Consider the following 24,143-nt stretch of genomic DNA (forward strand, 5'->3'; position numbering starts at 1 on the left):
CTTCACAAGACGCGCAAGAGTCCTTCTTGGACGACCGTCGCGATCAGCGTGCCGTCCTCGGCGAAGAACCGGCCGGTGGCCAGACCGCGGGCGCCGGACGCCGTCGGCGAGGCGCTGTCGTAGAGGAACCACTCGTCCGCGCGGAACGGCCGGTGGAACCACAGTGCGTGGTCGAGGCTGGCCCCGAGCACCTTGTCGGTGTCCCAGTAGACGCCGTGGCGGGCGAGCACCGAGTCCAGCAGCGTCATGTCCGAGGCGTAGGTGAGCACGCAGACGTGCAGCAGCTGCTGGTCGGGCAGTTTCCCGTCGGCGCGCATCCACACCTGGTTGCGCGCGGGCCGCTCACCGGTCTCGCGGGTGACCCACGGCGGCTCGTTGACGTACCGCAGGTCGATCGGCCGCGGCCGGGCGTGCGCGCCGATCGCGTAGCCCTCGGCGCGTTCCATCAGCGTCGGCAGCGTCTCCGGCGCCGGGACGCCCTCGGGCATGACCTCGGCGTGTTCGATGCCCGGTTCGTCGGTCTGGAACGAGGCCGAAAGGGAGAAGATCGCCTTGCCGTGCTGGATCGCCACGACCCGGCGGGTGGTGAACGACCGGCCGTCCCGGATCCGGTCGACTTCGTACACGATCGGCACGCTCGGGTCGCCCCCGCGGATGAAGTACGCGTGCAGCGAGTGCACCCGGCGTTCCTCGGGGACGGTGCGCCCGGCCGCGACCAGCGCCTGGCCGGCGACCTGCCCGCCGAACACCCGCACCGGCGAGTGGGCGGGCGAGACGCCGCGGAAGATGTTTTCTTCGATCTTCTCCAGGTCGAGCAGCGCGATCAGGCGGTCGAGCACCGGCTGGCCGCCACCGGGGATCTCCGGTTCGGTGGCGGCCGTCCTGGCCAATTCAGTCATGGCAGGAGCCTATGTGCATACCGGGCGGTCGGTCTCTCAAGCGTGGTCGTCTTCACCAAGCCGGTGGACGTGGATCAGGTTGGTCGACCCGACGGTGCCCGGCGGCGAACCGGCGACGATGACGACCAGATCGCCCTTCTGGTACTTGCCCATGTCGAGCATCGCGTGGTCGACCTGCTGGATCATCTGGTCGGTGGACTCCACCCGCGGCACGATGTGGGTGTTCGTGCCCCAGGTCATCGACAGCTGGCTGCGGACGCAGTCCTCGGGCGTGAACGCCAGCAGCGGCAGCCGCGTGTGCAGCCGCGCCAGGCGGCGCACGGTGTCGCCGGACTGCGTGAACGCGACCAGCGCCTTCGCGTTGAGCCGCTCGCCGATGTCGCGGGCGGCGTAGGAGATCACGCCGCGCTTGGTGCGCGGGACGTGGGTCAGCGGCGGCACGATCGGCGAGTCGGTCTCGACCGCCTCGATGATCCGGCCCATCGTCTCGACGACCTCGATCGCGTACCGGCCGACCGAGGTCTCGCCGGACAGCATCAGCGCGTCGGCGCCGTCGAGCACCGCGTTCGCGACGTCGGAGGCCTCGGCGCGGGTCGGCCGGGAGTTGTTGATCATCGACTCGAGCATCTGCGTCGCGACGATGACCGGCTTGGCGTTCTCGCGGCAGATCTGGATGGCGCGTTTCTGCACCAGCGGGACCTGCTCCAGCGGCAGCTCGACGCCGAGGTCGCCGCGGGCGACCATCACCGCGTCGAAGGCCAGCACGATGGCTTCGAGGTTGTAGACGGCTTCGGGCTTCTCGATCTTGGCGACGACCGGCAGCCGGCCCTTGCCGACCCGGTCCATCACCTGGTGGACCAGGTCGATGTCGGCCGGCGAGCGGACGAAGGACAGGGCGATGAAGTCGACGCCCAGCTCGAGCGCGAACTCGAGGTCCTCGATGTCCTTCTCGGACAGCGCCGGCACGGAGACGTCCATGCCGGGCAGCGAGACGCCCTTGTTGTTGCTGACCGGGCCGCCCTCGGTGACCTCGCAGACCACGTCCTGGCCCTCGACCTCGCGGACCACCAGGCCGACCTTGCCGTCGTCGACGAGCAGGCGGTCGCCGGGCTTGGCGTCCCTCGCCAGGCCCTTGTAGGTGGTCGAGACCCGGTCGTGGGTGCCGGCGACGTCCTCGACGGTGATCCGGACGATGTCGCCGTTGTGCCACTCGACCGGCCCGCCGGCGAACGTGCCCAGGCGGATCTTGGGGCCCTGCAGGTCGGCGAGGATGCCGACCGCGCGGCCGCTGTCGGCGGCCGCGGCCCGGATCAGGTCGTAGACCTGCTTGTGGTCGCTGTGGCTGCCGTGGCTGAAGTTCATTCTGGCCACGTCCATGCCGGCATCCACCAGGGCCCGCATCTTCTCCGGGGTCGCGGTGGCAGGGCCCAGGGTACAAACGATCTTCGCGCGTCGGCTCACGTCCACATAGCGTAGACCCTCTTCGCGCGTTCGTCTGTACCGATCCCGAATGTTCAAGAAAGTGTTCAGAAACCTGCCTGGTCAGGTCACGCTAGCGACGCGGTTGTTCACTTGGGCCGACCCGGTCGCGGGCCCACTCGTTGAACTCGCGCAGCTGCCGCCAGGCCTTCCGGACGCGGTCGAGGGCACCCCGCTCGTGCAGGACGTCGTCGGGCTCCCAGCCGCGCACGGCGTACACCGAGCGGTGGCGCAGCAGGTCGAGGCGCGGGTGGCCGGCGTCGAAGCCGCGGGGCTTGGACTTGAGCCGGTCGCCCTTGACCTCCCAGCCGGCGCGTTCGAGCTTGGCGAGGATCTTCCGCAGCGCCTCGCCGTGCAGTTCGGTGTCGACGGCCGTGCGGAACCGGGCGAGCTGGTCGGACGCGAGGTGGAAGCAGCCGCCGCCGACGCGCAGGCCGTCCGGGCCCACCTCGACGTAGTAGGCGCCGCCGCCGCGGCCCTGCTCGATCACCGCGCCGCAGTGGGTCTTGTACGGCGTCTTGTCCTTGGCGAACCGGACGTCCCGGTAGGGGCGGAACACCTTGGGCTCGCCGAAGCCGTCGGAGAACTCGGGCGCCAGCTCGGCCAGCAGCGCTTCCATCGGGGCGCGGACGTCGGACTTGTAGGTCTCGACGTGGTCGTCCCAGTAGGGCTTGGAGTTGTCCTCGACGAGGCCGTCGAAGAAGTCGACTGCGTACTCGCCGAATCCGCTGAACTTCACGCCCGCGACGATAAACGGGGGCACCGACAAGATCTGCCGGTGCCCCCGCGGCCGCTACTTGGCGACGGCCGTGATCAGCTCGCCGTTCGTGGTGTCGCCGGAGAGCTCCCAGAACATCGCGCCGCCCAGACCCTGGGTCTTGGCGTAGGAGATCTTGCCGGCGATCGTCGAGGGCGTGTCGTAGCTCCACCAGTTGCTGCCGCACTTGGCGTACGCGGTGCCCGCGACGGTGCCGGTCGCCGGGCAGGACGCCTTGAGCACCTTGTAGTCCTCGATGCCCTGCTCGTACTTGCCCGGCGCCGGGCCGGTCGCGCTGCCGCCCGGGGTGCCCTGCGTGACGCCGGTCCAGCCGCGGCCGTAGAACCCGATGCCCAGCAACAGCTTGCCCGCCGGGACGCCCTTGCTCTTGAGCTTCTGGATCGCCGCGTCGGAGTAGAAGCCGGCGGTCGGGATGCCCGAGTACGACGTCAGCGGCGAGTGCGGAGCCGTCGGGCCCTGCGCGGCCCAGGCGCCGAAGTAGTCGTAGGTCATCACGTTGTACCAGTTGACGTACTGCGCGGCGCCGCCGTAGTCGGCCGCGTCGATCTTGCCGCCGTTCGTGCCGTCGGCGGTGATCGCCGCGGTGACCAGCTTCGAGCCGAACTTCGCCCGCAGCGCCTGGAGGAGGCTCTTGAACGCCGCCGCGCCGCTGGTGTCGCACGACAGGCCGCAGGCGTTGGGGTACTCCCAGTCGATGTCGATGCCGTCGAAGACGCCGGCCCAGCGCGGGTCGTTGACGAGGTTGTAGCAGGAGTTCGCGAACGCGGCCGGGTTCTTCGCCGCCTGGGCGAAGCCGCCCGACCAGGTCCAGCCGCCGAAGGACCAGATGACCTTCAGGCCGGGGTGCTTGGCCTTGAGCTTCTTGAGCTGGTTGAAGCTGCCCGCGAGGGGCTGGTCCCAGGTGTCGGCGACGCCGTCGACGCTGCCCGCGGCGTCGTAGGTCTTCTGGTGGTCGGCGTAGGCGTCGCCGATCGCGCAGCCGCCGTTCGTCACGTTGCCGAACGCGTAGTTGATGTGGGTCAGCTTGCTCGCCGAGCCCGACGTCTCGATGTTCTTGACGTGGTAGTTGCGGTCGTAGACCCCCCATTCGGTGAAGTAGCCGACCACCTTGCCGACGGAGGCGTCGGTCGCGGCGGCGGCCACCGGGGCGGTCGCGCCGCCCGCGACGAGGCCCGCGGCGGCGGCCACGGCCAGCAGGGCCGAGAAGCTCTTCCTGCGCAAACGGGACATGCGTTCTCCCTCCGGGGAATTCCTCACGGCCACGGTGCCGGAGTGGTGGGGACCACACTCACCGTAAGTGGACTAGACCACTAGGTCAATGGTTCAGACCATGCAAGGTCCACATTCCTTGACAGGAATATGCCCGGCGGAGCACATTTCAGGGGTGATGCAGACTTTCGACGTCCTCGCCGAACCCCGGCGCCGGACCATCCTCGACCTGCTGCGCGACGGCGAGCGCTCGGTCGGCGAGCTGGTCGAGCAGCTGGAGCTGAGCCAGCCCGCGGTGTCCAAGCACCTGCGGGTGCTGCGCGAAGCCGGGCTGGTGACCGTGCGGGTCGCGGCGCAGCGGCGGTGCTACGCGCTGCGCCCGGAGCCCTTGGCCGAGGTCGACGCCTGGCTGGCGCCCTACCGCCGCTTCTGGGCGGACCGGCTGGACGCGCTGGAGCGGCGGCTGGACGAGACGGATCCGGCCTGACCGGCACCCCGGCGGGTCACTGCTGCGGCGCCGGCTCGAAGGTGATCCCCCGCTCGGCCGCGCGGCGCTCGCCCCACTCGTACAGTGCCGTCAGCGCCGGGCGGAGCTCCTCCCCCACCTCGGTCAGGTGGTACTCGACGTGCGGGACCCGGCCGTCGAACTCCTCGCGGCGGACGAGGCCGTCCGCGGCCAGCTCGCGCAGCTGCTGGGTCAGCATCTTCTCGCTCACGCCCGGCATCCGGCGCCGCAGCTCGCCGTAGCGGTGGGCGCCCTCCTTGAGGTGGGCCAGGATCACCGGCTTCCACTTGCCGCCGATCAGGTCGACGGCCAGCTCCGTCGCGCAGTGGTACCGCTTCATCCCGCTCTCCCCTACGCACCGGAAAGTACGTGGTTGCCCGGCCGGGCCGCCCCTGGTTGCCTGATCCCGTGATCGTGCCAGAAACCCCGCCGCCCCCCACCCTCTACGACTGGGCAGGCGGCCACGAAGCCCTCGTGAAGCTGCTGACGATCTTCTACGGCCACGTCCTGGAAGACCCGCTGCTCGAGCCGGTCTTCCGCGGCATGGACCCGGAGCACCCGAAGCACGTCGCGGTCTGGCTCGGCGAGGTCTTCGGCGGGCCGGCCGGGTACTCGGCGAGCCACGGCGGGCACGCCCACATGGTGGGCCGCCACCTGGGCCGCGGCATCACCGAAGAGCAGCGGCGCCGGTGGGTGAACCTGCTGCTCGACGCCGCCGACGAGGCCGGCCTGCCCGGCGATCCCGAGTTCCGCGCGGCCTTCGCCGGCTACCTCGAGTGGGGCAGCCGCCTCGCCGTCGTCTTCTCCGCGCCCGGTGCCGAGCCGAACCTCCACGAGCCCGTCCCGCGGTGGGACTGGCCGCTACCGCCCTGGCAGCCGCCGTCGGCCTAGCCGCATAGTGAGGGCAGCCGAAAGGAGGCTGCCCTTGATCCGGGTGGACGGCCGGACCCTGCGGTGCGCGGACGTGGTGACCGCGGCACGCACCGGGGGCCCGCTGGGTATCGACGTCTCGATCGCCGCGCTGCGGGCGGCCGAGCACGCGTGGAAGCTGGCCGAAGAACTGAGCACGCGCCGGGTGGTCTACGGCCGGACCACCGGCGTCGGGGCCAACAAGGACGACACCGTCGAAAGCTCGGTCGAGCACGGCCTGCGGCTGCTGCGCAGCCACGCGGGCGGCAGTGGCGACGAGCTGCCGCCCGGTCAGGTGCGCGCGATGCTGCTGATCCGGCTCAACCAGCTGCTGTCCGGACGGTCCGGGATCAGCCCCGAGCTGATCGGCGCGCTGGCCGAGGCGGTCCGCACCGGCGCGCTGCCGCTGGTGCACCGGCTCGGCGCGATCGGCACCGGCGACCTGGCGCCGCTCGCCGAGACGGCGCTGGCGCTCGCCGGCGAACGGCCGTGGGTCACCGGGCACGTGCCGCCGGTACCCGTGCGGGCGGGCGACGCGCTGGCCTTCATGAGCAGCAACGCCGCGACGCTCGCCGAAGCGACCCTGGCGGCCATGCGGCTGGACACGCTGACCCGCGCGAGCCACGCTGTCGCGGCACTGACCTACGTCGCGCTCGACGGCAACCCCGAGGCGTACGCGACGCCGGTGCACGAAGCGCGTCCGCACGCGGGGCAGGTCGCCTGCGCGGCCGAGATGCGGCGGCTGCTGGGCATGCACCAGACGCCGAAGCCGGGGCGGCGGATCCAGGACCCGTTCGGGCTGCGCGCGTTCCCGCAGGTCCAGGGCCCGGCGCTGGACGCGATCCACTACCTGCGGGACGTCCTCGCCGTCGAGATCAACGCGAGCACGGAGAACCCGATGATCTCGACGGTCCACAACGACGCCTACCACCACGCGCACTTCCACACGGCCTACGTGTCGACGGCGCTGGACCAGGCCCGGGCGACCGTGCACCAGGTGGCGGAGCTGTCGGTGGCGCGGCTGGGCGACCTGGTCGAGCCGGAGTTCACCGGCCTGCGGCCGTTCCTGGCGGCGGGGCCGCCGGGCAGCTCGGGCGTGATGATCCTGGAGTACGTGGCGCACGACGCGCTGACGGAGCTGCGGCAGGCGGCGCTCCCGGCCACGCTCGGCACGGCGGTGGTGTCCCGCGGCATCGAGGACCACGCGAGCTTCTCGACCCAGGCGGCCCGCGCGGCGACGGCGGCGTGCTCGGCCTACCAGCAGGTGCTGGCCTGCGAGCTGGTGGCGGCGGTCCGGGCGCTGCGGATGCGGGAGGCGGACCTGGTGGCGCTGCCGGTGCGGGACGCCTTCGCCGCGGCGTCGGCCGTGCTGGACGAGAGCCTCGACGACCGGCCGCTGACCGAGGACATCGCCGCCGCCGTCGGCGTCCTGGAGGAGCTGGCCCGCATCTAGCGTGAACTCGAACCGCCCGTTCCGCCAACAACGGGGCAGACAGCGTCACGACAGGCAGGCGGTTCATGAGTTCACCAGGTGAAACCGGGGACGACGCGGACGTCATCACCGCGTCGCTCCGACATCCGGAGCGGTTCGCGGTGGTCTTCGACCGCCACGCCCCGCACATCCATCGCTATTTCGCCCGGCGGCTCGGCAGCCAGGTCGCCGACGACCTGATGGGCGAGACGTTCCTGATCGCGTTCGGCGGCCGCGGCCGCTACGACCCCGCGTTCCCGAGCGCGCGGCCGTGGCTCTACGGCATCGCCACCAATCTCGTCGGCCAGCGCCGACGCGAAGAAGCGCGCGAGTACCGGCTGCGAGCCGCCCTCGGCCCGCCCGCCGAGCAGGACGGTCACGCGGACCGCGTCGCCGAGCGGGTGACCGCCCAGGCCATGAACGAACGGCTGGCCGGAGCCCTGGCCGGACTGGCCAGGGGGGACCGGGACGTGCTCGTGCTGATCGCCTGGGAGGGCCTGACGTACGAGGAGGTCGCGGGCGCGCTGGGGATCCCGGTCGGCACGGTCCGGTCGCGCTTGAACCGGGCTCGCCGGAAGGTCCGGACGGAACTCGGGCACGCGCCCGCCGAGGAGGTCTCGAACCATGGATGAGATGCAGCTGCTTCGCGATTTCGCCGGACCGGCCGGGCTCCCGGCGAGCGGTGATCTGGCCCGGAAGCGGGCCGAACTGATCGCGGCGACGACCGCACGGCGGCCGGCTCGCCGCCTCGGCCTGGTGTGGGGCGCGGCCGGGCTCGCCGCGGCCGTGGCGGCCGTCGTCGCGCTCTCGCCCGGCGGCACCACCGTGCCGCCGGGCCCCGCGCCCCGGCCGGCGACCGACCCGGTGTCGATCCTGTACACCGCGGCCGCCAAGGCCCGCGCCCTGCCGGACGTCACCCCGCGGCCGGAGCAGTTCGTCTACACGAAGACCCGGCTCGCGGACGGCCGGGAGAACGAGACGTGGGCGTCGGTGGACGGCACCCACGACGGGCTGGTGTTCCTCTACGGTCACGAAGCTTCGCTGGCGGGCTGCCGCGACGGGAAGCGCGTGCAGAAGGAGAGCCACGGGCGGACGGTGACAAACCGGTGCGTGCCGCACCCCGCCGCCCCCGCCGGCCTGCCCACCGACGCCGACACCATGCTCGCCTACCTGCACAGGAGCACCTACGGCGAAGGCGACACCCTGCACGACCTCGGCAACGAGATCATCGAGCTGGCCGAGGGCTACCTGCGCCCGGCGGTCAGGGCCGCGCTCTTCGAGGCGGTGGCGAAGGTGCCCGGACTGGTCGCCCGCACCGACGCGAAGGACGCCACCGGCCGGACCGTCCTCGGCATCAGCTGGACCGGCATGAACGAGCCCGGCATCGGCAACCAGAACGAGTTCCTGTTCGACCCGGTCACCTTCGCCTACCTCGGCGCCGGGACCGGTGTGGTCGTGAACCAGGGCATCGTCGACGCGGTGCGGCAACGGCCCTGAACGCGCGAAGGGCCGCCCCGGAACCCCGGGGCGGCCCATCGACGGGGAACTCAGCCGAAGAAGACTTCGGCTTCCTGGTAGCGCTCGACCGGGACCGTCTTCAGCTCGGCCGTCGCCTCGGACAGCTTCACGCGGACGATGTCCGTGCCCTTCAGGGCGACCATCACGCCGAAGTCGCCGTCCGCGACCGCGTCGACCGCGTTGAGGCCGAAGCGGGTGGCCAGGACGCGGTCGTAGGCCGTCGGGGTGCCGCCGCGCTGGACGTGGCCCAGCACGACCGCGCGGGACTCCTTGCCGGTGCGGTGCGCGATCTCGTCGGCCAGCCAGGTGCCGATGCCGCCGAGGCGGACGTGCCCGAAGGCGTCCTTCTCGCCGGTCAGCAGCTTCTCCTCGCCGCCCTCGGGCAGCGCGCCCTCGGCGACGACGATGATCGGCGCGAACTCCTTCTCGAAGCGGCGCTCGACCCAGGAGACGACCTGGTCGACGTTGAAGTGCCGCTCCGGCACCAGGATGACGCTCGCGCCGCCGGCGAGGCCGGAGTGCAGCGCGATCCAGCCGGCGTGCCGGCCCATGACCTCGACCACGAGCGCGCGGTGGTGCGACTCGGCCGTGGTGTGCAGCCGGTCGATCGCCTCGGTCGCGATGGAGACCGCGGTGTCGAAGCCGAAGGTGTAGTCGGTGGCGCCCAGGTCGTTGTCGATCGTCTTGGGCACGCCCACGACGCCGACGCCGTCGTCGGTCAGCCGCTTCGCGACGCCGAGGGTGTCCTCACCGCCGATCGCGATCAGCGCGTCGACGCCCTGGTCGGCGAGGACCTGCTTGATCTTGTCGACGCCGCCCTCGACCTTGTAGGGGTTCGTGCGCGAGGACCGCAGGATGGTGCCGCCGCGGGTGAGGATGTCCTCGACGTCGTTCAGGCCCAGCGGGCGGCTGTCGCCGGTGAGGGGGCCGTTCCAGCCGTTGCGGAAGCCCACGAAGTCCCAGCCGTGCACCTCGATGCCCTTGCGCACCACCGCGCGGATCACCGCGTTGAGTCCCGGGCAGTCGCCGCCGCCGGTCAGCACACCGACACGCATGAGAAGCCTCCGTCTGTTCTCGGGAGATGACAGTCACATTTCGTCAGACGCCAGCGTAGCGGCTCTCGTCTTGATCGGTGCAGGCCGTACCACCTGCCGGATCGGTCCCGGTGACGGCTGTGCTACGTTGACGCGCATGCAGCGCTATTTCTGGTTTACGAAGCCGGCCCCGGGTGGGCGCGGCGGCGTGAACCTGCGCTGACTCCCACCCCGAGCCGGATTTCGCAACCGGCTCGGCGAGTCCCCCGCGGGTCGGTGTCCACCAGGAAGGAACACCCCCGCCATGACGCTCTCCGCCGGACCGGCCACCATCGGTGACCTCGACGCCGCGCGCACCACGTCGATCAGTCCGCTCATTTCGCCCGCGATGCTGCGCGAAGACCATCCGGTCGACGCCGCGGTCGCGAAGGTGGTGCGCCACGGCCGCGCCGAGACGGTCGACATCCTCGAAGGCCGCGACGACCGGCTGCTCGTCGTGGTCGGCCCGTGCTCGGTGCACGACCCCGAAGCCGCGCTCGACTACGCCCGCCGGCTGGCGGCGAAGGCCGAGGAGCTGCGCGGCGAGCTGCACGTCGTGATGCGCGTGTACTTCGAGAAGCCGCGCACGACGCTGGGCTGGAAGGGCCTGATCAACGACCCGGACCTCGACGGTACGTTCGCCGTCAACAAGGGCCTGCGGATGGCGCGCAAGCTGCTGCTCGACGTGTCGGCGCTCGGCCTGCCGGTCGGGTGCGAGTTCCTCGACCCGATCACGCCGCAGTTCATCGCGGACATCGTGACGTGGGGGTCGATCGGCGCCCGCACGGCGGCCAGCCAGGTCCACCGCCAGCTGTGCAGCGCGCTGTCGATGCCGGTGGGCATCAAGAACTCGACCGAGGGCGACGTCCAGGTGGCGATCGACGCCACCCGCGCGGCGGCGGCCAGCCACGTGTTCCCCGGCATCAAAACCGACGGCCTGGCGGCACTGCTGACGACGTCCGGCAACCCGGACTGCCACGTGATCCTGCGCGGCCACAACACCGGCCCGAACTACGACGCCCGGACCGTCGAGGAGACGCTGGCCCGGCTGGCGAAGTCGGGGTTGCCGGAGCGGGTGATCATCGACGCGTCACACGGGAACAGCGGCAAGGACCACGTGCGGCAGGGTGCGGTGGTGCGTGAGCTGGCCGCGCGCCTGGCGGCGGGCGAGCGCGGGATCGCCGGGCTGATGATGGAGAGCTTCCTGGCGGGTGGGCGGCAGGAGCTTTCGCTGGGGCACGCCTCGGAGCTGACCTACGGGCAGTCGATCACGGACGCGTGCCTGGCCTGGGACGACACCGCGCCGCTGCTGGACGAGCTGGCCTCGGCGGTGCGGGCGCGCCGCTGAGAGGTCCCCGGCCCGGGGGTCCCCCGGTTTTCACGTTACCGGGGACCCCCGACAATTCCGGCCGAGCGCCGGGCTGAGACGCCTTGAATGGCTGATTCCGGCGGCGGACGCCGGGAATCAGCCATCGCGGAGCCGGGGGTCAGCGGCGCGGGAAGTAGTTCTCGATCACTTCCCACCGGGCCAGGTTGTGCTTGGCGTCCGCCAGGGCGTCGTGCTGGTCGGTCGGCGCCGCCGGGAGCTTCGGCTTCCCGGCGTCCTCCCACCGCTGGCGCAGATCACGCGTGAACCGCGGCAGCTGCCGCGGCAACGCCGGCATCGGACCCCACAGCTGGGCCAGCGCCACGTGGTCGTACGCGGCGAACCAGGCCCACAGCTCGATCCCGCCCGGCGGCTTGCCGAAGAACTCCAGCAGGTCGTTGCGGATCTTCTCCCTGCTCCGCCACGCTCGGTCGGCCGGTGAGGGCAGCTTGTCCAGGACGTTGTCCCGGACCCACGGCCCCGCCTTCGAAGGGTCGAACTCCGTCGAGACCGCGTAGAACTCGCGGCCCTGCTCGTCCACCACTCCGATCGACACCAAATCGATGGTCACGCCGTCTTCGATGAACTCGGTGTCGTAGAAAAAACGCACTGGTGAACAGTAGTGGTGGCTCAGCCGACCTTGGAATCGGGCACCCGTGCCGCGTCGCGCGCGCCGGGCTGGGCGGGCACCGCGGGCTTGACCCCGGCCGCCTCCGCCGCGAGGAGTTCCTTCGCCTTCGCCGCGTAGATGTCGACGTACTCCTGGCCCGAAAGCTCCATCAAGGCGTACATGATCTCGTCGGTGATCGATCGCTCGATGAAGCGGTCACCCGCGAGACCCTCGTAGCGGGAGAAGTCCAGGGGCTTGCCGAAGCGGACCTCGAGGCGGCGGGGCCACCACATCTTCGAGCCGATCGGGTTGACCTTGTCCGTGCCGACCATCGCCACCGGGACCACGACCCCGCCGGACTCCAGGGCGATCCGCGCCACGCCGGTCTTGCCCTTGTACAGCCGTCCGTCCGGGGAGCGGGTGCCCTCCGGGTAGATGCCCAGCAGGTGCCCCTCGCGGACCAGGCGGATCGCCGTGTCGAGCGCGGCCTGGGCGGCGTTGCCGCCGGAGCGGTCGATCGGGAACTGGCCGACCCCGGTGAAGAACCACTTCTTGAGCTTGCCCTTGAACCCGGGCTCGGTGAAGTACTCGGACTTGGCGGGGAAGGTCACCTTGCGCTTGACCCGCAGCGGCATGAAGAACGAGTCCGCGACCGCCAGGTGGTTGCCGGCCAGGATCGCGCCGCCCGTCTCGGGGATGTTCTCCGCGCCGACGACCTTGGTCGGCCAGAGCGTCTTGAGCAGCGGTCCGAGGAACACCCACTTCATGAGCCAGTACAGCACCGGTGTCTCAGTCCTCCATCGCAGCCGCAGCCCCTGTGCACCCGAGACGAACAGCCTACGAACCCGGGTGGCCGCCGCACAACGCAGACCACCCGGTTACCACTTCGGCAGCGATCGATCTCACAGCGAATTCGGGGCCCGGGCGGACCCCCACAAGGTCCGCCGGGCGTGAGAGCATGGAGGGACTGCCCCGCTCACACGGAAGGCGATCGCATGGGCGTGCTCGCCGGCGCGGAACCGTTCGGCCACACCGGTTCGGCCGATACCGGGTTCCTGCTCTGCCACGGGTTCACCGGTACCCCGGCGAGCATGCGGGCCTGGGGTGACCACCTGGCCGGGGCCGGGTTCACGGTGCGCTGCCCGCTGCTGCCGGGCCACGGCACCCGCTGGCCGGACCTCAACCGCACGACGTGGGAAGACTGGTACGGCGCCGTCCGCGAGGCCCTGCTCGCGCTGCTGGCCACCTGCAAGACCGTGTTCGTCGGCGGCCTCTCGATGGGCGGCACGCTCACGCTGCGCCTGGCCGAGGAGTTCGGCGACCGGATCGCCGGGATCGTCCTGGTCAACCCGTCGGTGACGCGGCTGAAGTGGGACACGCGGCTGCTGCCGGTGCTGGGCCGGATCGTGCCGTCGGTGCCGGCGATCGCGAACGACATCAAGAAGCCCGGCGAGACGGAGCTGGCCTACCCGCGCACGCCGGTGCGCGCGGCGGCGAGCCTCGCGAAGCTGTGGGCGGTCGTGCGCGCCGACCTGGCCAAGGTCACGCAGCCGGTGCTGCTGCTGCACTCGTCGGTCGACCACGTCGTCGAGCCGGTGAACTCGCAGCTGGTGCTCGACGGCGTCTCGAGCACCGACGTCACCGAGGTCGTGCTGGAGAACAGCTACCACGTGGCGACGCAGGACAACGACGCCGAAGTGATCTTCACCCGCAGCGTCGAGTTCGCGAAGGCGCACGCGGCCCAGCCCGAGGAGACCGCATGAGCCGGGGGAAGGACGGGCCGGAGGACGTCGACGCGACGTTCGCCGAGATCGTCGCCGACCTGCGGGCCGCCGGGTTCGGGCTCCCGGAAGAGGAGACCGCGGACACCGGAGACACCGCGAGCGCGGAATCCGAGTCGCGCAAGACGCCCGAACGGCCCGCCGACCCGCCGGCCGTGGAGGCCCCGCCCGAGCCCGGCTGGCGGTCCGGGGGCACGTCGTGGGACACCACGATGTTCTCCGAAGACCCGGCGGAGGACGACGAGCACTACGTCCCGCCCGAGCCGCCACCGCTGCCCCGGCCGAAGCTGGGCGCGTTCCTCATCCTGCTGCTGTTCCTGGCCGGGCTGTTCCTGCTGATCCTGCCCGGCGCGATCGGCGTCGGCCCGACGGTGGCGACGCCGCTGGGCATCCTCGCGCTCGCGACGGCGATCGCGCTGCTGCTGCTCCGCGTGCGCCAGGGTCCGCCGCCCGGCGCGGACCCCAGCACGGGCGCCCAGGTCTGACGGACGGCGATGCACATCGAGTTCAGTCCTTCGCGGCGATCGACCGTCGGCGCGGAATGGGAGCTCGGCCTGGTGGACCGCCGCAGCGGCGAGCTGTCCTCGGTGGCCGAGCAGATCCTCGAGGCCGTCCGGCCCGACGGGCAGGCCGAGCACCCGAAGATCAAGCAGGAGCTGCTGCTCAACACGATCGAGATCATCACCGGCGTCTGCGACACGATCGCCGAGGTCAAGGCCGACCTGAACGACTCGCTCGACGTCGTGCACGGCGTCGCCGACCCGCTCGGCGTCGAGATGTTCTCGGCGGGGACGCACCCGTTCTCGAACTGGTACCAGCAGAAGGTCACCGACAAGGAGCGCTACGCCAAGCTGATCGACCGGACCCAGTGGTGGGGACGGCAGATGCTGATCTACGGCGTCCACATCCACGTCGGGGTCGACCACCGCGAGAAGGTGCTGCCGGTCCTCGACGCGCTGCTCAACTACGCGCCGCACCTGCAGGCGCTGTCGGCGTCTTCGCCGTACTGGGGCGCCGAGGACACCGGGTACGCGTCGAACCGGGCGCTGATGTTCCAGCAGCTGCCGACGGCCGGGCTGCCGTTCCAGTTCCGGAAGTGGGCGGAGCTGGAGAACTACGTCGAAGACATGTTCACCACCGGCGTGATCGACAGCTTCTCGGAGATCCGCTGGGACATCCGGCCGTCGCCGAAGCTCGGCACGATCGAGATGCGCGTCTGCGACGGCCTGCCGACGCTGGAGGAGGTCGGCGCGATCGCGGCGCTGACGCAGTGCCTGGTGGACGACTTCGTCGAGCGCCTGGAAGACGGCGAAATCCTGCCGACACTGCCGCCGTGGCACGTCCAGGAGAACAAGTGGCGCGCGGCCCGCTACGGCACCGACGCGATCGTCATCCTGGACGCGGCCGGCCGCGAGCGGCTGGTCACCGACGACGTGGCCGACCTGCTGAACCGGCTGGAGCCGGTGGCGCGGCGGCTGGACTGCGTGGCCGAGCTGCGCGACGTCGAGACGATCCTGCGGTACGGGCCGAGCTACCGGCGTCAGCGTGCCGTGGCCGAGCAGCACAAGGGCAGCCTCAAGGCCGTGACGGCGTCGCTGGTGGCCGAGATGCGCGACGGGATCGCGAAGGACTAGAGCTCGTCGAGCTGACGGCGCAGCGTGCCGGGGCCGACGATCGACGCGCCGAGCGCCTCGACGCGCCGTTTCAGCTCCCGGTCGGCCGTCGCGACCAGGACCTTGGCCTTCTGCTGCCCGACGACCTCGACGATCTTCGAGTCGCCGTCGGTGTCGGCGGCGACCACCTCGACGCCTTCGGTGCCGGTGACGTGCTTGGCCTGGCCTTCGACGACCAGGACGATCCGCGGCCACCACGTCACGGCCGGGTCGTCCGGGTCCGGCACGCCGGCTTCGGCGAGCTTGGCCAGCTGGTCGCGGAGACGCTCGGCGGCGCCGTGCCGGTCGCGCCACCAGCCGTCCGGGCGCGAGCCGACGACGTTGGCCGCGTCGACGACCAGGACGAGTTCGCGGCCGACGCGGTCGCGCAGGTCCGGCCACGCGGCGGCGAAGTCGCGGTGGAGGGGGTAACCGGGGACGTCGTCGGGATCCACCCAGCGCACCTCCGCACTTTCGGTGTTGGCGACGCGCGCCTCGGCGCCGTCGGCGAGGGCGAGGACGGTGGTGTAGCTCCAGTCGCCGTGGTCGACGACGGAGGCGGAGACCGCGCGGAAGGCGTCGGCGGGGACGGAGACCTCTTCGAAGGCTTCCCGCGCGGCCGCTCCGACGGCGGTTTCGCCGGCTTCGATGGCTCCGCCGGGCAGCGCCCAGGTGCGGCCGTGGTGCACCCACCAGGCGCGGCGCTGCAGGAGGACACCGCGGGCGCGGTCGACGAGCAGCAGGCCCGCGGCCCCGTAGCGGCCCCAGTGCAGGTGCCCGCAAGAGCAGCGGACGAAGACGCTCGCGGACAGGTGACTCACCGGTCCAGCGTGGCACAGGTCGGTGGCGGGTCGCCTCTCCACGGAAGTCGGGGCTGGCCGCCGGCGAAGGGGGGTGAGTCCAGCTCGCGGGAAAGGCCACGGCAGCAGACGGACCGGAACGTGGATGGGGCCCACACCCCCGCAACCCCGATCCGAAGCCAAAACACGGCCGGCGGCGCCGGGTCAAGGCACGCTTTCCCGCCTTGACGCGGTGTCGCCGGCCGTAGTCACAATCGGGCTTCGGGGTGGCGGGGAAGACCGCCGATGGGTCGACTACTGCCTGGAGCGGCCGCCGACGGGCCGGCCGCCGGATGGGTCGGCCACGGAACCAGGTGATGATCGCCGAACGTGGGCGGCCGTTCTGAGCAGCCCCCGTTTTCCACGCTACCGGGAGGCACCGACAGTTCCGCCCGAGCGGACCGCCGCACCGGGGCACCATCCCCAACTGCGCGGAACGCCGGCGGCAGTCAGACCGGGGTCTTCGCCGCTTCCAGGGCCAGGGCCGCCGCGCCGACGATCGCCGTGTCGTCGCCGAGGTGGGCCGTCCTGATGCGGGCCAGCGGGCGGTGGCGGGCGCCGGTGATCGTGCCCGCGTAGTGCTCGCGGGCCTCGTCCAGGAACAGCGGCGCCGACTCCGACACCCCGCCCCCGATCACGATGATCTCCGGGTCGAACACGTCCGCCACCAGCGCCAGTCCCTCGCCCAGCCACTTGGCCAGCTCCGCCATCGCCAGCTGGGCGATCGGGTCGCCGTCGCGCGCCGCGCCCGCCACCCGGCGGCCCGTCACCGAGCCCGGGTCGCCCGCGACCTGGGGGGCCAGCACCGTCGACCGGCCCGGGTGCCGCGCCAGCAGCTCCACCGCCGTGGCCGCCAGGGCCGTTCCGCTGCAGTAACGCTCCCAGCAGCCGTACTTGCCGCACGGGCAGGGGCGGCCACCGCGGACCACCGTCAAGTGGCCCAGCTCCGGCGCGACGCCGTACGCGCCGCGGTAGAGCTTGCCGTCCAGCAGCAGCCCCGCGCCGATGCCCGTGCCCAGGGCCACCAGGGCGGCCACCTGGGCGCCGCGGGCCGCGCCGAAGCGGTGCTCGCCCACGATCGCCGAATTGACGTCGTGCTCCAGCAGCACCGGCAGGCCGACGCGCTTTTCGATCCGGTCGGCGACCGGCGCGCCGCGCCAGGCCAGGTGCGGGGCGAACATCACCGACCGGCGGTCGCGCGCCACGAAGCCCGCCACCGCCAGGCCGACCCCGGCCACGTCGTGCCGGTTGCGCAGGTCCTCGACCACACCGGCGATGGCGTCCTCGAGGGCGCCTTCCTCGGTCGGCGTCGCGACGCGGGCCGTGTCGAGCAGGGAGCCGCGTTCGTCCACCACGCCGGCCCGGATGCTCGTCCCGCCGACGTCCACCCCTATCGTCCGCACTCAGCTCTCCCACTCGTCGCGCCGGCGGACGGCGATGTGCTGCACCCTGACCGACACCGTGGCGTCCGCCGCGGGCCGCGGCGCGGGCCGGAACCCGGGCATGTGCACGCCCTCCTGCGGCTCCCACCGGTCCGCGAGCACCGCACGCAGCAGGGCGATCAGCTGCGCGAGCTGCTCGGCCAGCCGCGCGACCAGCTCGGGCCGTTCCCCCCGCACCACCGCGACGATCGCACAGAGCGGGCACCAGCCGCACGCCGAACCGTCCGGTTTCGCCTCGTCAGGGGTCCCGTAACCACCGGGGCTTCGCCCCGAGCCGGGGGCTCCGCCACCCGGAACCCCCGAAAAGAAGGTGTCGTGCCCGGCCGCGAGCACGCCTTCGAGCCACGGCGCCGCCTTCTCCGCGACCATCTCGGCGAGCAGGCGGATCTCCTCCGCCAGGCGCGGCCCGTGTTCCTCTTCGCTCACCCGCGTCCCCGGTTCCCGGCCAGGTGCACGACCAGGCCGTCGGCGTCGGATTCCGCGCCGGTGATCCGGCACGGCCGCAGCGGCTCCGGCAAGGCGATGAGCCTGCGGAAGCCGTCCACGGTGATCGCCAGGTCGTCGTCGACGCGGGCGAGGTCGACCTCGGCGTCCCGCGCGAGCGGGACCGCGACGCGCAGGGTGTACCCGCCGGTGGCCGGCCGCACGCGCAGCAGCGGGGTGACGGGGACACCGTTGCCCGCGAGGGGGTCTTCGCCGCGGTAGAGCTCGGCGGCGATCTCCAGCAGCGCCGGCAGCCCGACCGGCTCGACGGCGCGGTGCTCGACCCGGGCGACCGGCGCGATCCCGGCCGCGGCGAGTTCGGCGAGCACGGCATCCTGCTGCGTCCGCCGCGTGCGCAGCCAGGACGCGGCGGCGCCGCGCCAGATGCCGGGCGCGGGCATCAGCCGGTTGGCGATCAGCCCGTCGACGGCGATGCCGCGCAGGGCCAGGGAGCTGAGCGTGCGCCGCGCCTCGGCGACGACCACCCGCTCCGGCGTCAGGACCAGCCGGACCGTCGTCACCGACGGGTCGGTGAGCAGCGCGCGCAGGCCGTCGAGGTGGGCGCCGAGGCGGCGCACCGAGTCCGTGACGCCGCCGCGCGGCCCGAACACGCGGGTCAGGTAGCCGGAGACGGCCTCGGGCAGGGCGAGCAGCCGCAGTGTCTCGGCCGTCGGCCCGCAGTCGACGACGACGGTCTCCCACGGCCCGTCCTCGGCCAGCCGGCGGACCTCGGTGAGGGCGAGCAGCTCGTCGACGCCGGGCAGCACGGTGAGCTCTTCGGCGTCGAGGGCGTCCAGGCCCGCACCGGCCAGCACCGCCCGCAGCTCACCGCGCAGCCGCTGCCAGCTGGAGTCCACCAGGGAGCGCGAATCCACCTGCACGGCGGAAAGCAGAGCGTCCACTTCGGACGGTTCGGCGCCGAGAGGACGGGCGAAGGCGTCCCCGAGCGAGTGCGCCGGGTCGGTGGACACGACGAGGGTCTTCCTGCCGCGGGCGGCAAGGGCGGCGCCGGTGGCCGCGGCCAGCGTGGTCTTCCCGACACCCCCCTTGCCGGTGCACAGCAGGATCCGCACGCTAGCCCTCGGCCCGCTTCTTGAGCTCCTTCAGCGCGGTGTCCATGACCATCTTCTCGGCCTTGCGGCGCAGCAGGCCGATCATCGGCAGCGCCAGCTCGACCGACAGCGTGTAGGTGACCCGCGTGCGGCCGCCGAGGTCGGCCAGCGCGTAGCGGCCGTTCTGCGCCTTCTGCATCTGGCCCTTGACCAGGTGCCAGCTGACGCCGAGGCCGTCTTCGTCCCAGTCGTACTCGAGGGTGTAGACGTCCTTGATCGGACCCGCGTCCAAGGTCAGCTTGACCTGCTTGGCCCGGCCCTCGCCGTCGGTGTCGAGGACCTCGGTCTGCCGGACGGCCTTGGCCCATTCCGGGTACGCGGGGAAGTCGGCGATCACGGCCATCACCCGGCTGGGCTCGGCGTCGACCTCGATGGACTGTGTGGACTGCTCGGCCATGGGTCGAAGCGTAGCCGCCGCGGTTGGTCACCAGCGCAGCACGTAGGGCTGCCCGGTCTCCTTGAAGTGACCCACGTTACGGCACTCGGTCAGGCCGACCCGGGCGCGCGCCGCCAGGGGCTGGTGCACGTGCCCGAACACCGACCAGCGCGGCCGCTGGGCCCGGATCAGCTCCAGCAGCGCCGTCGACCCGATCTCGCTGCGGCGGGCGACGACGTCGTAGGTCAGCTCCGGCAGCGCGGGCGGGCCGTGCGTGCAGAGCACGTCGACCTGCTCGAGAGCGGCCACGCTCCGGTCGTAGTCCTCGCGATCCCGCAGGTAGGGACGCCAGACGGCGCCCGTGCGGGGCCGCGGGACGACGCCGTCGGGCAGCAGCGCGCCGCCGACGAACCCGAACCGCAGGCCGCCGATCTCCGCCACCTCGCCGTCGAGCACCCGGACGCCCTCGCCGGTGAACTCCGGCCACAGCGCCGGGGTGTCCACGTTGCCGGGCGTGGCGTAGGTGGGCGCGGTCATCGCCGCGAACAACGTCGCGTACTGGGCGCGGATGGCCTCGTCGACCGCGCCGCCCGGGTCGTCGAGGCTCGCCCAGAGCGTGCGCGAAAAGGCAACGGTTTCGTCACGGGTGCCCTCGCGGCGCAGGCGGGCGAACTCGCCGACCTTCTCCGCGCCGAACAGGGCACCCATGATGCCCTTGTCGTGGTCGCGGTAGTCGACGAAGTCGATCAGGTCACCGAGCACGACCAGGGCGTCGGCCCCGTCCCCCGCGCGCTTCAGCGCGTCGGCGTTGCCGTGCACGTCCGAGACGACGTGTACCCGCACCCCTGAACCCCTTAGCCCTCGCCCCGCGGAGGAACGCCTGGCTCGCGCCCGTCCTCCAGGATCTCCTTGAGCCCGAGTGCGATCGCCTTCGCCGCACGGGCCCGCCGGTCGAACTCCCGCCGCAGGTCGCGTGGCGCCAGCGCCCGGGGCGTCCCGGCCGCGTCGGCGGGGGTCGCCCGCAGGAAGTAGTGCAGCAGGGTGCCGTCGAGCACCGGCTCGAGCCAGACCTCCATCGTACCGACGAGGGCACCCGTCACGGTCCAGCGCAGACCCTTGTCCCCCCGGTCGGTGTAGACCTCGAGGACCAGGTCGGGCCAGTAACGCCGCCAGGAGGCCGGCTCGGCGAAGACCGCGGCCACGGTGGCGGGCGGAACGGCGAGGAACGTCTCGTCGACGATGTCGAGTGAGGGTGGCGCGTTCACGTGCGAAGAATGTCACGCCCTCGCCTCGCGGCGCCGATCAGCATGGTCTTAAGGTGCTCACCACGCTAAGTTGACTGGCGGGTAACAGCGGTGTCACCTGCCGCACGCGTTTGAACACGGAGGTCCCACGTGCGCGAATACAGCGCTCCCGCCGGCAAGCCGGTGGCCGACGACGAAAACATGTCCGACGTCGTCTGGGCGAATGCCGAGCGGTTCTCCGACGTGGTGAGCTTCCGCCGCCAGGTCGAGGGCAGCTGGCTGGACGTGACCGCCAAGGAGTTCGCGGCCGAGGTGCTGGCCGTGGCCAAGGGCATGGCCAAAGCCGGGATCGGCCGCGGCGACCGCGTCGCGATCATGTCGAAGACCCGCTACGAGTGGACGCTGATCGACTTCGCGATCTGGGCGGCCGGTGCGGTCACCGTCCCGATCTACGACACGTCCTCCCCCGAACAGGTCCACTGGATCCTGTCCGACTCGGCCGCCAAGGGCGTGTTCGTCGAGACGAACGGCCACGCCGCGGCCGTCGAGGAGATCCGCGACCGGCTCACCGACCTGGCCAGCACGTGGCAGATCGAGGGCGACTCCCCCGCCGTCGAAGAGCTGTCCGCGCTGGGCGCTTCGCTGTCGGACGACGAGCTGCACGACCGGCGCCGCGAGGTGTCCGCGGACGAGCTGGCCACCATCGTCTACACCTCGGGCACCACGGGCCGCCCCAAGGGCGTCGAGCTGACCCACCGGAACCTCCTGGCCGAGATCCGCGCCGACATCGAGGCGTTCCCGCAGCTGATGGAGCAGGGCAACTCGCTGCTGTGCTTCCTGCCGCTGGCGCACGTGCTGGCCCGCGCGATCGCCGTGACCGCGCTGACCGCCCGCGTCACCCTCGGGCACACCCCGGACGTCAAGAACCTGGTCGCCGACCTGGGCACGTTCCGGCCGACGTTCGTCGTCGCCGTGCCTCGCGTGTTCGAGAAGGTCTACAACTCGGCGAAGCAGAAGGCCCACAGCGAAGGCAAGGGCAAGATCTTCGACGCCGCCGAAGCCACCGCGGTCGCCTACAGCGAGGCGCAGGACAAGGGCGGCGCCGGGCTCGGCCTGAAGGCCAAGCACCTGGTGTTCGACAAGCTCGTCTACGGCAAGCTGCGCGCGGCCCTCGGCGGCCGCTGCGTCGCGGCGGTCTCGGGCGGCGCCCCGCTCGGCGCGCGGCTGGCGCACTTCTTCCGCGGCATCGGCGTCCCGGTGTTCGAGGGCTACGGCCTCACCGAGACGTCCGCGGCGGCGAACGTCAACACGCAGACGGCGTTCCGCGTGGGCACCGTCGGCAAGCCGGTCAACGGCACCTCGGTCCGCATCGCCGACGACGGCGAGGTGCTGCTCAAGGGCGACGTCGTGTTCCGGGCGTACTACAACAACCCGCAGGCGACTTCCGAGGCCCTCACGGACGGCTGGTTCCACACGGGCGACCTGGGCGAACTCGACACGGACGGCTTCCTGAAGATCACCGGCCGCAAGAAGGAGATCATCGTGACGGCGGGCGGCAAGAACGTCGCCCCGTCCGGCCTCGAGGACACGATCAAGGCGTCCCCGCTGATCAGCCAGGCCATGGTGGTCGGCGACCAGCGCCCGTTCATCGCCGCGCTGGTGACGGTGGACGAGGAGTACTTCCCGTCCTGGAAGTCCCAGCACGGCAAGCCCGCCAACGCCACGGTCGCGGACCTTTCGTCCGACGCGGACCTGCTCGCGGAGATCCAGGCCGCGGTCGACGAGGCGAACAAGTCGGTGTCCAAGGCCGAGGCGATCAAGAAGTTCACCGTGCTGGCGAACGACTTCACCGAGGCGGGCGGGGAGATCACGCCGAGCTTGAAGCTGAAGCGGAACGTGGTGACGAAGAACTACGCCGACGACATCGAAGGCCTGTACCGGAAGTAAGCGCCCCGGGGTGGCCTTCGGTGCGTTGACCGCGACCAAGGCCACCTCGGGCACTTGTCATCCTGACGCTGCCGGACCTACCCCCGCTGGGCCTCGATGAAGTCGCGGTACCAGCGGTAACTCGACCTCGGGGTGCGCAGCTGCGTCTCGTAGTCCACGTGGACCAGGCCGAAGCGGTGCTTGTACCCGTGGGCCCACTCGAAGTTGTCCAGCAGCGACCAGCAGAAGTACCCGCGCAGGTCGACCCCGGCCGCCGCGGCGGTGCGGGCCGCCTCGATGTGGTCGTTCAGGAAATTGATGCGCTCGTAGTCCGCGAAATCGCTCCGGTCCGCGTACACGCACCCGTTCTCCGTGACGTACACCGGGGGCAGGCCCGGGTACCGGTTGTGCAGGCCGACCAGGGCTTCCGTGAGGCCCTCCGGCTCGACCGGCCAGCCCATGCCCGTCCGCGGGACGTCCGGCAGCCGCGAAGTGTCCACGCCGACGTCGGCCACCGTCCGCAACGCCGGGTCCGGTTCGCGGTGCGGGGCGTCCGCGACGTGCAGGCGGTAGTAGTAGTTCACGCCCAGGTAGTCCAGCGGGGCGCCGATCGTCTCGAGGTCCTCGTCGCGGCGGAACGAGAAGTCCGAGACGCCGTCGAACATCGCCGACAGGCCCGGTGCGTAGCGGCCGCCGAACAGCGGGTCGGTGAACTGGCGGCGCAGCAGGGTGTCCTGCCGCGCGGCCGCCGCGGCGTCGGCGGCCGAGGACGACACCGGGACCGCGGGCGACTGGTTGAGGACGATGCCGAACTGGTGCGGCAGGGCGGCCCGCTCACACATCGCCCGCACCGCCAGGCCGTGGCCCAGCAGCAGGTGGTGGGCGGCCGCCAGCGCGCCGTGCCCCTCCCGGGCCCCCGGCGCGTGGCGGCCTTCGCCGTAACCCGCGACCGCGCACGGGTACGGCTCGTTCAGCGTCGTCCAGTGGTCGACGACGTCGCCGAGCTCCTCGTGCACCAGGGCCGCGTACTCGGCGAACCGGAACGCCGTGTCGCGGGACCGCCAGCCGCCCGCGTCCTCCAGGGCCTGGGGCAGGTCCCAGTGGTAGAGCGTCAGGAACGGCTCGATCCCCCGCTCCCGCAGCCCTTCCACGAGCTGCCGGTAGAAGCCGAGGCCCCGGCGCTCCAGGCGGTGCCCGTCCGGCTGGATCCGCGGCCAGGACACCGAAAACCGGTAGGAGTCGACGCCCAGGTCGGCGAGCAGGCCGAGGTCGGCGCGCCAGCGGTGGTAGTGGTCGGCCGCCGGCTCGCCGGTGTGGCCGCCGGCCACCGCGCCGGGAACCGCCGCGAACGTGTCCCAGATGGACGGTCCGCGCCCGTCGGCGCGGGTGGCGCCCTCGATCTGGAACGCCGAGGTGGCCACGCCCCAGCGGAAGGCAGGCGGGAAGCTGGAAGTCACGGTGAGCTCCGGGT

General features: G+C 71.9%; 26 protein-coding genes. 10 read left to right on the forward strand and 16 right to left on the reverse strand.

Annotated elements, in window-relative coordinates:
• Positions 1-2: 2 nt before the first annotated feature.
• From ACFVYA_RS11495 to ACFVYA_RS11510, 4 genes are all read right to left on the reverse strand, one after another.
• Complete coding sequence (locus tag ACFVYA_RS11495; protein ID WP_387044589.1) at positions 3-899, reverse strand: acyl-CoA thioesterase; 897 nt, start codon at positions 897-899, stop codon at positions 3-5.
• A 36-nt stretch (positions 900-935) separates the two neighbouring features.
• Entirely contained in the window at positions 936-2,360 is a 1,425-nt protein-coding gene (gene pyk / locus ACFVYA_RS11500; RefSeq protein ID WP_387044590.1) for a pyruvate kinase, read from the reverse strand.
• A gap of 91 nt (positions 2,361-2,451) precedes the next feature.
• Positions 2,452-3,117, reverse strand: a complete 666-nt coding sequence (locus ACFVYA_RS11505) for a DUF2461 domain-containing protein (protein ID WP_387044591.1) — start codon at positions 3,115-3,117, stop codon at positions 2,452-2,454.
• A gap of 54 nt (positions 3,118-3,171) precedes the next feature.
• Positions 3,172-4,386 carry a glycoside hydrolase family 18 protein gene (locus tag ACFVYA_RS11510; RefSeq protein ID WP_387044592.1) on the reverse strand — a complete coding sequence of 405 codons (1,215 nt, stop codon included), beginning with the start codon at positions 4,384-4,386 and terminating at the stop codon, positions 3,172-3,174.
• Positions 4,387-4,543: 157 nt separating this feature from the next.
• On the opposite strand from ACFVYA_RS11510, the gene ACFVYA_RS11515 reads away from it, so the two are divergent.
• Complete coding sequence (locus tag ACFVYA_RS11515) at positions 4,544-4,852, forward strand: ArsR/SmtB family transcription factor (protein WP_387044628.1); 309 nt, start codon at positions 4,544-4,546, stop codon at positions 4,850-4,852.
• Between the two features lie 16 nt (positions 4,853-4,868).
• On the opposite strand, the gene ACFVYA_RS11520 is transcribed toward ACFVYA_RS11515, so the two are convergent.
• Positions 4,869-5,210, reverse strand: coding sequence for a winged helix-turn-helix transcriptional regulator (locus ACFVYA_RS11520; protein WP_387044593.1), 342 nt, complete (start codon positions 5,208-5,210; stop codon positions 4,869-4,871).
• Positions 5,211-5,278: 68 nt separating this feature from the next.
• On the opposite strand from ACFVYA_RS11520, the gene ACFVYA_RS11525 reads away from it, so the two are divergent.
• The 4 genes from ACFVYA_RS11525 to ACFVYA_RS11540 all read left to right on the forward strand — a co-directional run bounded on the left by ACFVYA_RS11525 (position 5,279) and on the right by ACFVYA_RS11540 (position 8,747).
• Entirely contained in the window at positions 5,279-5,761 is a 483-nt protein-coding gene (locus tag ACFVYA_RS11525) for a group II truncated hemoglobin (RefSeq protein ID WP_387044594.1), read from the forward strand.
• 34 nt (positions 5,762-5,795) lie between these two features.
• Positions 5,796-7,232, forward strand: coding sequence for an aromatic amino acid ammonia-lyase (locus ACFVYA_RS11530; RefSeq protein WP_387044595.1), 1,437 nt, complete (start codon positions 5,796-5,798; stop codon positions 7,230-7,232).
• Positions 7,233-7,297: 65 nt separating this feature from the next.
• Positions 7,298-7,882, forward strand: a complete 585-nt coding sequence (locus ACFVYA_RS11535) for an RNA polymerase sigma factor (protein WP_387044596.1) — start codon at positions 7,298-7,300, stop codon at positions 7,880-7,882.
• The gene (locus ACFVYA_RS11540; RefSeq protein ID WP_387044597.1) at positions 7,875-8,747 is read left to right on the forward strand and encodes a CU044_5270 family protein; all 873 of its coding nucleotides are present in this window, start codon (positions 7,875-7,877) and stop codon (positions 8,745-8,747) included. Before ACFVYA_RS11535 ends, ACFVYA_RS11540 begins: the two co-directional genes overlap by 8 nt.
• 50 nt (positions 8,748-8,797) lie before the next feature.
• On the opposite strand, the gene ACFVYA_RS11545 is transcribed toward ACFVYA_RS11540, so the two are convergent.
• Positions 8,798-9,823 carry a 6-phosphofructokinase gene (locus tag ACFVYA_RS11545; RefSeq protein ID WP_086845267.1) on the reverse strand — a complete coding sequence of 342 codons (1,026 nt, stop codon included), beginning with the start codon at positions 9,821-9,823 and terminating at the stop codon, positions 8,798-8,800.
• 283 nt (positions 9,824-10,106) lie between these two features.
• Between ACFVYA_RS11545 and ACFVYA_RS11550 the strand changes: the two genes are divergently transcribed.
• A complete protein-coding gene (locus ACFVYA_RS11550) occupies positions 10,107-11,189 on the forward strand; it encodes a 3-deoxy-7-phosphoheptulonate synthase (protein WP_387044598.1) in 1,083 nt (360 codons plus the stop codon).
• A 139-nt stretch (positions 11,190-11,328) separates the two neighbouring features.
• Here the strand turns inward: ACFVYA_RS11550 and ACFVYA_RS11555 are convergent, their stop codons facing one another.
• Positions 11,329-11,817, reverse strand: a complete 489-nt coding sequence (locus ACFVYA_RS11555) for a polyadenylate-specific 3'-exoribonuclease AS (protein ID WP_013224331.1) — start codon at positions 11,815-11,817, stop codon at positions 11,329-11,331.
• A 20-nt stretch (positions 11,818-11,837) separates the two neighbouring features.
• The gene (locus ACFVYA_RS11560) at positions 11,838-12,599 is read right to left on the reverse strand and encodes a lysophospholipid acyltransferase family protein (protein WP_387044599.1); all 762 of its coding nucleotides are present in this window, start codon (positions 12,597-12,599) and stop codon (positions 11,838-11,840) included.
• Positions 12,600-12,812: 213 nt separating this feature from the next.
• Here ACFVYA_RS11560 and ACFVYA_RS11565 point away from each other — a divergent pair, with 213 nt between their 5' ends.
• Genes ACFVYA_RS11565 through ACFVYA_RS11575 form a run of 3 tightly spaced genes read left to right on the forward strand, consistent with a single transcriptional unit; the run spans position 12,813 to position 15,232 of the window.
• Entirely contained in the window at positions 12,813-13,580 is a 768-nt protein-coding gene (locus tag ACFVYA_RS11565) for a carboxylesterase (RefSeq protein WP_285989731.1), read from the forward strand.
• Positions 13,577-14,083, forward strand: a complete 507-nt coding sequence (locus tag ACFVYA_RS11570) for a hypothetical protein (protein ID WP_387044600.1) — start codon at positions 13,577-13,579, stop codon at positions 14,081-14,083. Before ACFVYA_RS11565 ends, ACFVYA_RS11570 begins: the two co-directional genes overlap by 4 nt.
• A gap of 9 nt (positions 14,084-14,092) precedes the next feature.
• Positions 14,093-15,232 (forward strand): glutamate--cysteine ligase, encoded by a 1,140-nt coding sequence (locus ACFVYA_RS11575; protein ID WP_387044601.1) that lies wholly within the window; start codon positions 14,093-14,095, stop codon positions 15,230-15,232.
• Here ACFVYA_RS11575 and ACFVYA_RS11580 read toward each other — a convergent pair.
• The 7 genes from ACFVYA_RS11580 to ACFVYA_RS11610 form a co-directional block, all read right to left on the reverse strand.
• On the reverse strand, positions 15,229-16,071 hold the full coding sequence (locus ACFVYA_RS11580; RefSeq protein WP_387044602.1) for an NUDIX domain-containing protein: 843 nt from the start codon (positions 16,069-16,071) through the stop codon (positions 15,229-15,231). The two genes, ACFVYA_RS11575 and ACFVYA_RS11580, sit on opposite strands and share 4 nt — an antisense overlap.
• 467 nt (positions 16,072-16,538) lie before the next feature.
• Positions 16,539-17,477, reverse strand: a complete 939-nt coding sequence (locus tag ACFVYA_RS11585; protein WP_285993738.1) for an ROK family protein — start codon at positions 17,475-17,477, stop codon at positions 16,539-16,541.
• Positions 17,478-17,492: 15 nt separating this feature from the next.
• Positions 17,493-17,957, reverse strand: a complete 465-nt coding sequence (locus ACFVYA_RS11590) for a hypothetical protein (RefSeq protein WP_387044603.1) — start codon at positions 17,955-17,957, stop codon at positions 17,493-17,495.
• On the reverse strand, positions 17,954-19,087 hold the full coding sequence (locus ACFVYA_RS11595) for an ArsA family ATPase (RefSeq protein WP_387044604.1): 1,134 nt from the start codon (positions 19,085-19,087) through the stop codon (positions 17,954-17,956). The genes ACFVYA_RS11590 and ACFVYA_RS11595 overlap by 4 nt, the downstream gene beginning before the upstream one ends.
• Before the next feature lies 1 nt (position 19,088).
• On the reverse strand, positions 19,089-19,523 hold the full coding sequence (locus tag ACFVYA_RS11600; RefSeq protein WP_285989724.1) for an SRPBCC family protein: 435 nt from the start codon (positions 19,521-19,523) through the stop codon (positions 19,089-19,091).
• Positions 19,524-19,550: 27 nt separating this feature from the next.
• Positions 19,551-20,345 carry a metallophosphoesterase gene (locus ACFVYA_RS11605; RefSeq protein WP_387044605.1) on the reverse strand — a complete coding sequence of 265 codons (795 nt, stop codon included), beginning with the start codon at positions 20,343-20,345 and terminating at the stop codon, positions 19,551-19,553.
• Between the two features lie 11 nt (positions 20,346-20,356).
• Positions 20,357-20,767, reverse strand: coding sequence for a polyketide cyclase / dehydrase and lipid transport (locus ACFVYA_RS11610; protein ID WP_285989722.1), 411 nt, complete (start codon positions 20,765-20,767; stop codon positions 20,357-20,359).
• A 129-nt stretch (positions 20,768-20,896) separates the two neighbouring features.
• On the opposite strand from ACFVYA_RS11610, the gene ACFVYA_RS11615 reads away from it, so the two are divergent.
• Positions 20,897-22,693: an AMP-dependent synthetase/ligase gene (locus ACFVYA_RS11615; protein WP_387044606.1), complete on the forward strand. Its 1,797-nt coding sequence runs from the start codon at positions 20,897-20,899 to the stop codon at positions 22,691-22,693.
• Between the two features lie 77 nt (positions 22,694-22,770).
• Here ACFVYA_RS11615 and ACFVYA_RS11620 read toward each other — a convergent pair whose 3' ends face one another.
• The gene (locus ACFVYA_RS11620; protein WP_387044607.1) at positions 22,771-24,129 is read right to left on the reverse strand and encodes a GH1 family beta-glucosidase; all 1,359 of its coding nucleotides are present in this window, start codon (positions 24,127-24,129) and stop codon (positions 22,771-22,773) included.
• Between the last annotated feature and the right edge of the window lie 14 nt (positions 24,130-24,143).

The organism is Amycolatopsis sp. NPDC058278 (genome assembly GCF_042881395.1).
Lineage (GTDB): Bacteria > Actinomycetota > Actinomycetes > Mycobacteriales > Pseudonocardiaceae > Amycolatopsis.

Bases quoted from the DNA above. Each gene is read 5' to 3' on its own strand.
- ACFVYA_RS11520 (WP_387044593.1), bottom strand. From the start codon at position 5,210: ATGAAGCGGTACCACTGCGCGACGGAGCTGGCCGTCGACCTGATCGGC.
- ACFVYA_RS11540 (WP_387044597.1), top strand. From the start codon at position 7,875: ATGGATGAGATGCAGCTGCTTCGCGATTTCGCCGGACCGGCCGGGCTC.
- ACFVYA_RS11550 (WP_387044598.1), top strand. From the start codon at position 10,107: ATGACGCTCTCCGCCGGACCGGCCACCATCGGTGACCTCGACGCCGCG.
- ACFVYA_RS11600 (WP_285989724.1), bottom strand. From the start codon at position 19,523: ATGGCCGAGCAGTCCACACAGTCCATCGAGGTCGACGCCGAGCCCAGC.
- ACFVYA_RS11535 (WP_387044596.1), top strand. From the start codon at position 7,298: ATGAGTTCACCAGGTGAAACCGGGGACGACGCGGACGTCATCACCGCG.
- ACFVYA_RS11510 (WP_387044592.1), bottom strand. From the start codon at position 4,386: ATGTCCCGTTTGCGCAGGAAGAGCTTCTCGGCCCTGCTGGCCGTGGCC.
- ACFVYA_RS11495 (WP_387044589.1), bottom strand. From the start codon at position 899: ATGACTGAATTGGCCAGGACGGCCGCCACCGAACCGGAGATCCCCGGT.
- ACFVYA_RS11515 (WP_387044628.1), top strand. From the start codon at position 4,544: ATGCAGACTTTCGACGTCCTCGCCGAACCCCGGCGCCGGACCATCCTC.
- ACFVYA_RS11565 (WP_285989731.1), top strand. From the start codon at position 12,813: ATGGGCGTGCTCGCCGGCGCGGAACCGTTCGGCCACACCGGTTCGGCC.
- ACFVYA_RS11570 (WP_387044600.1), top strand. From the start codon at position 13,577: ATGAGCCGGGGGAAGGACGGGCCGGAGGACGTCGACGCGACGTTCGCC.
- ACFVYA_RS11575 (WP_387044601.1), top strand. From the start codon at position 14,093: ATGCACATCGAGTTCAGTCCTTCGCGGCGATCGACCGTCGGCGCGGAA.
- ACFVYA_RS11545 (WP_086845267.1), bottom strand. From the start codon at position 9,823: ATGCGTGTCGGTGTGCTGACCGGCGGCGGCGACTGCCCGGGACTCAAC.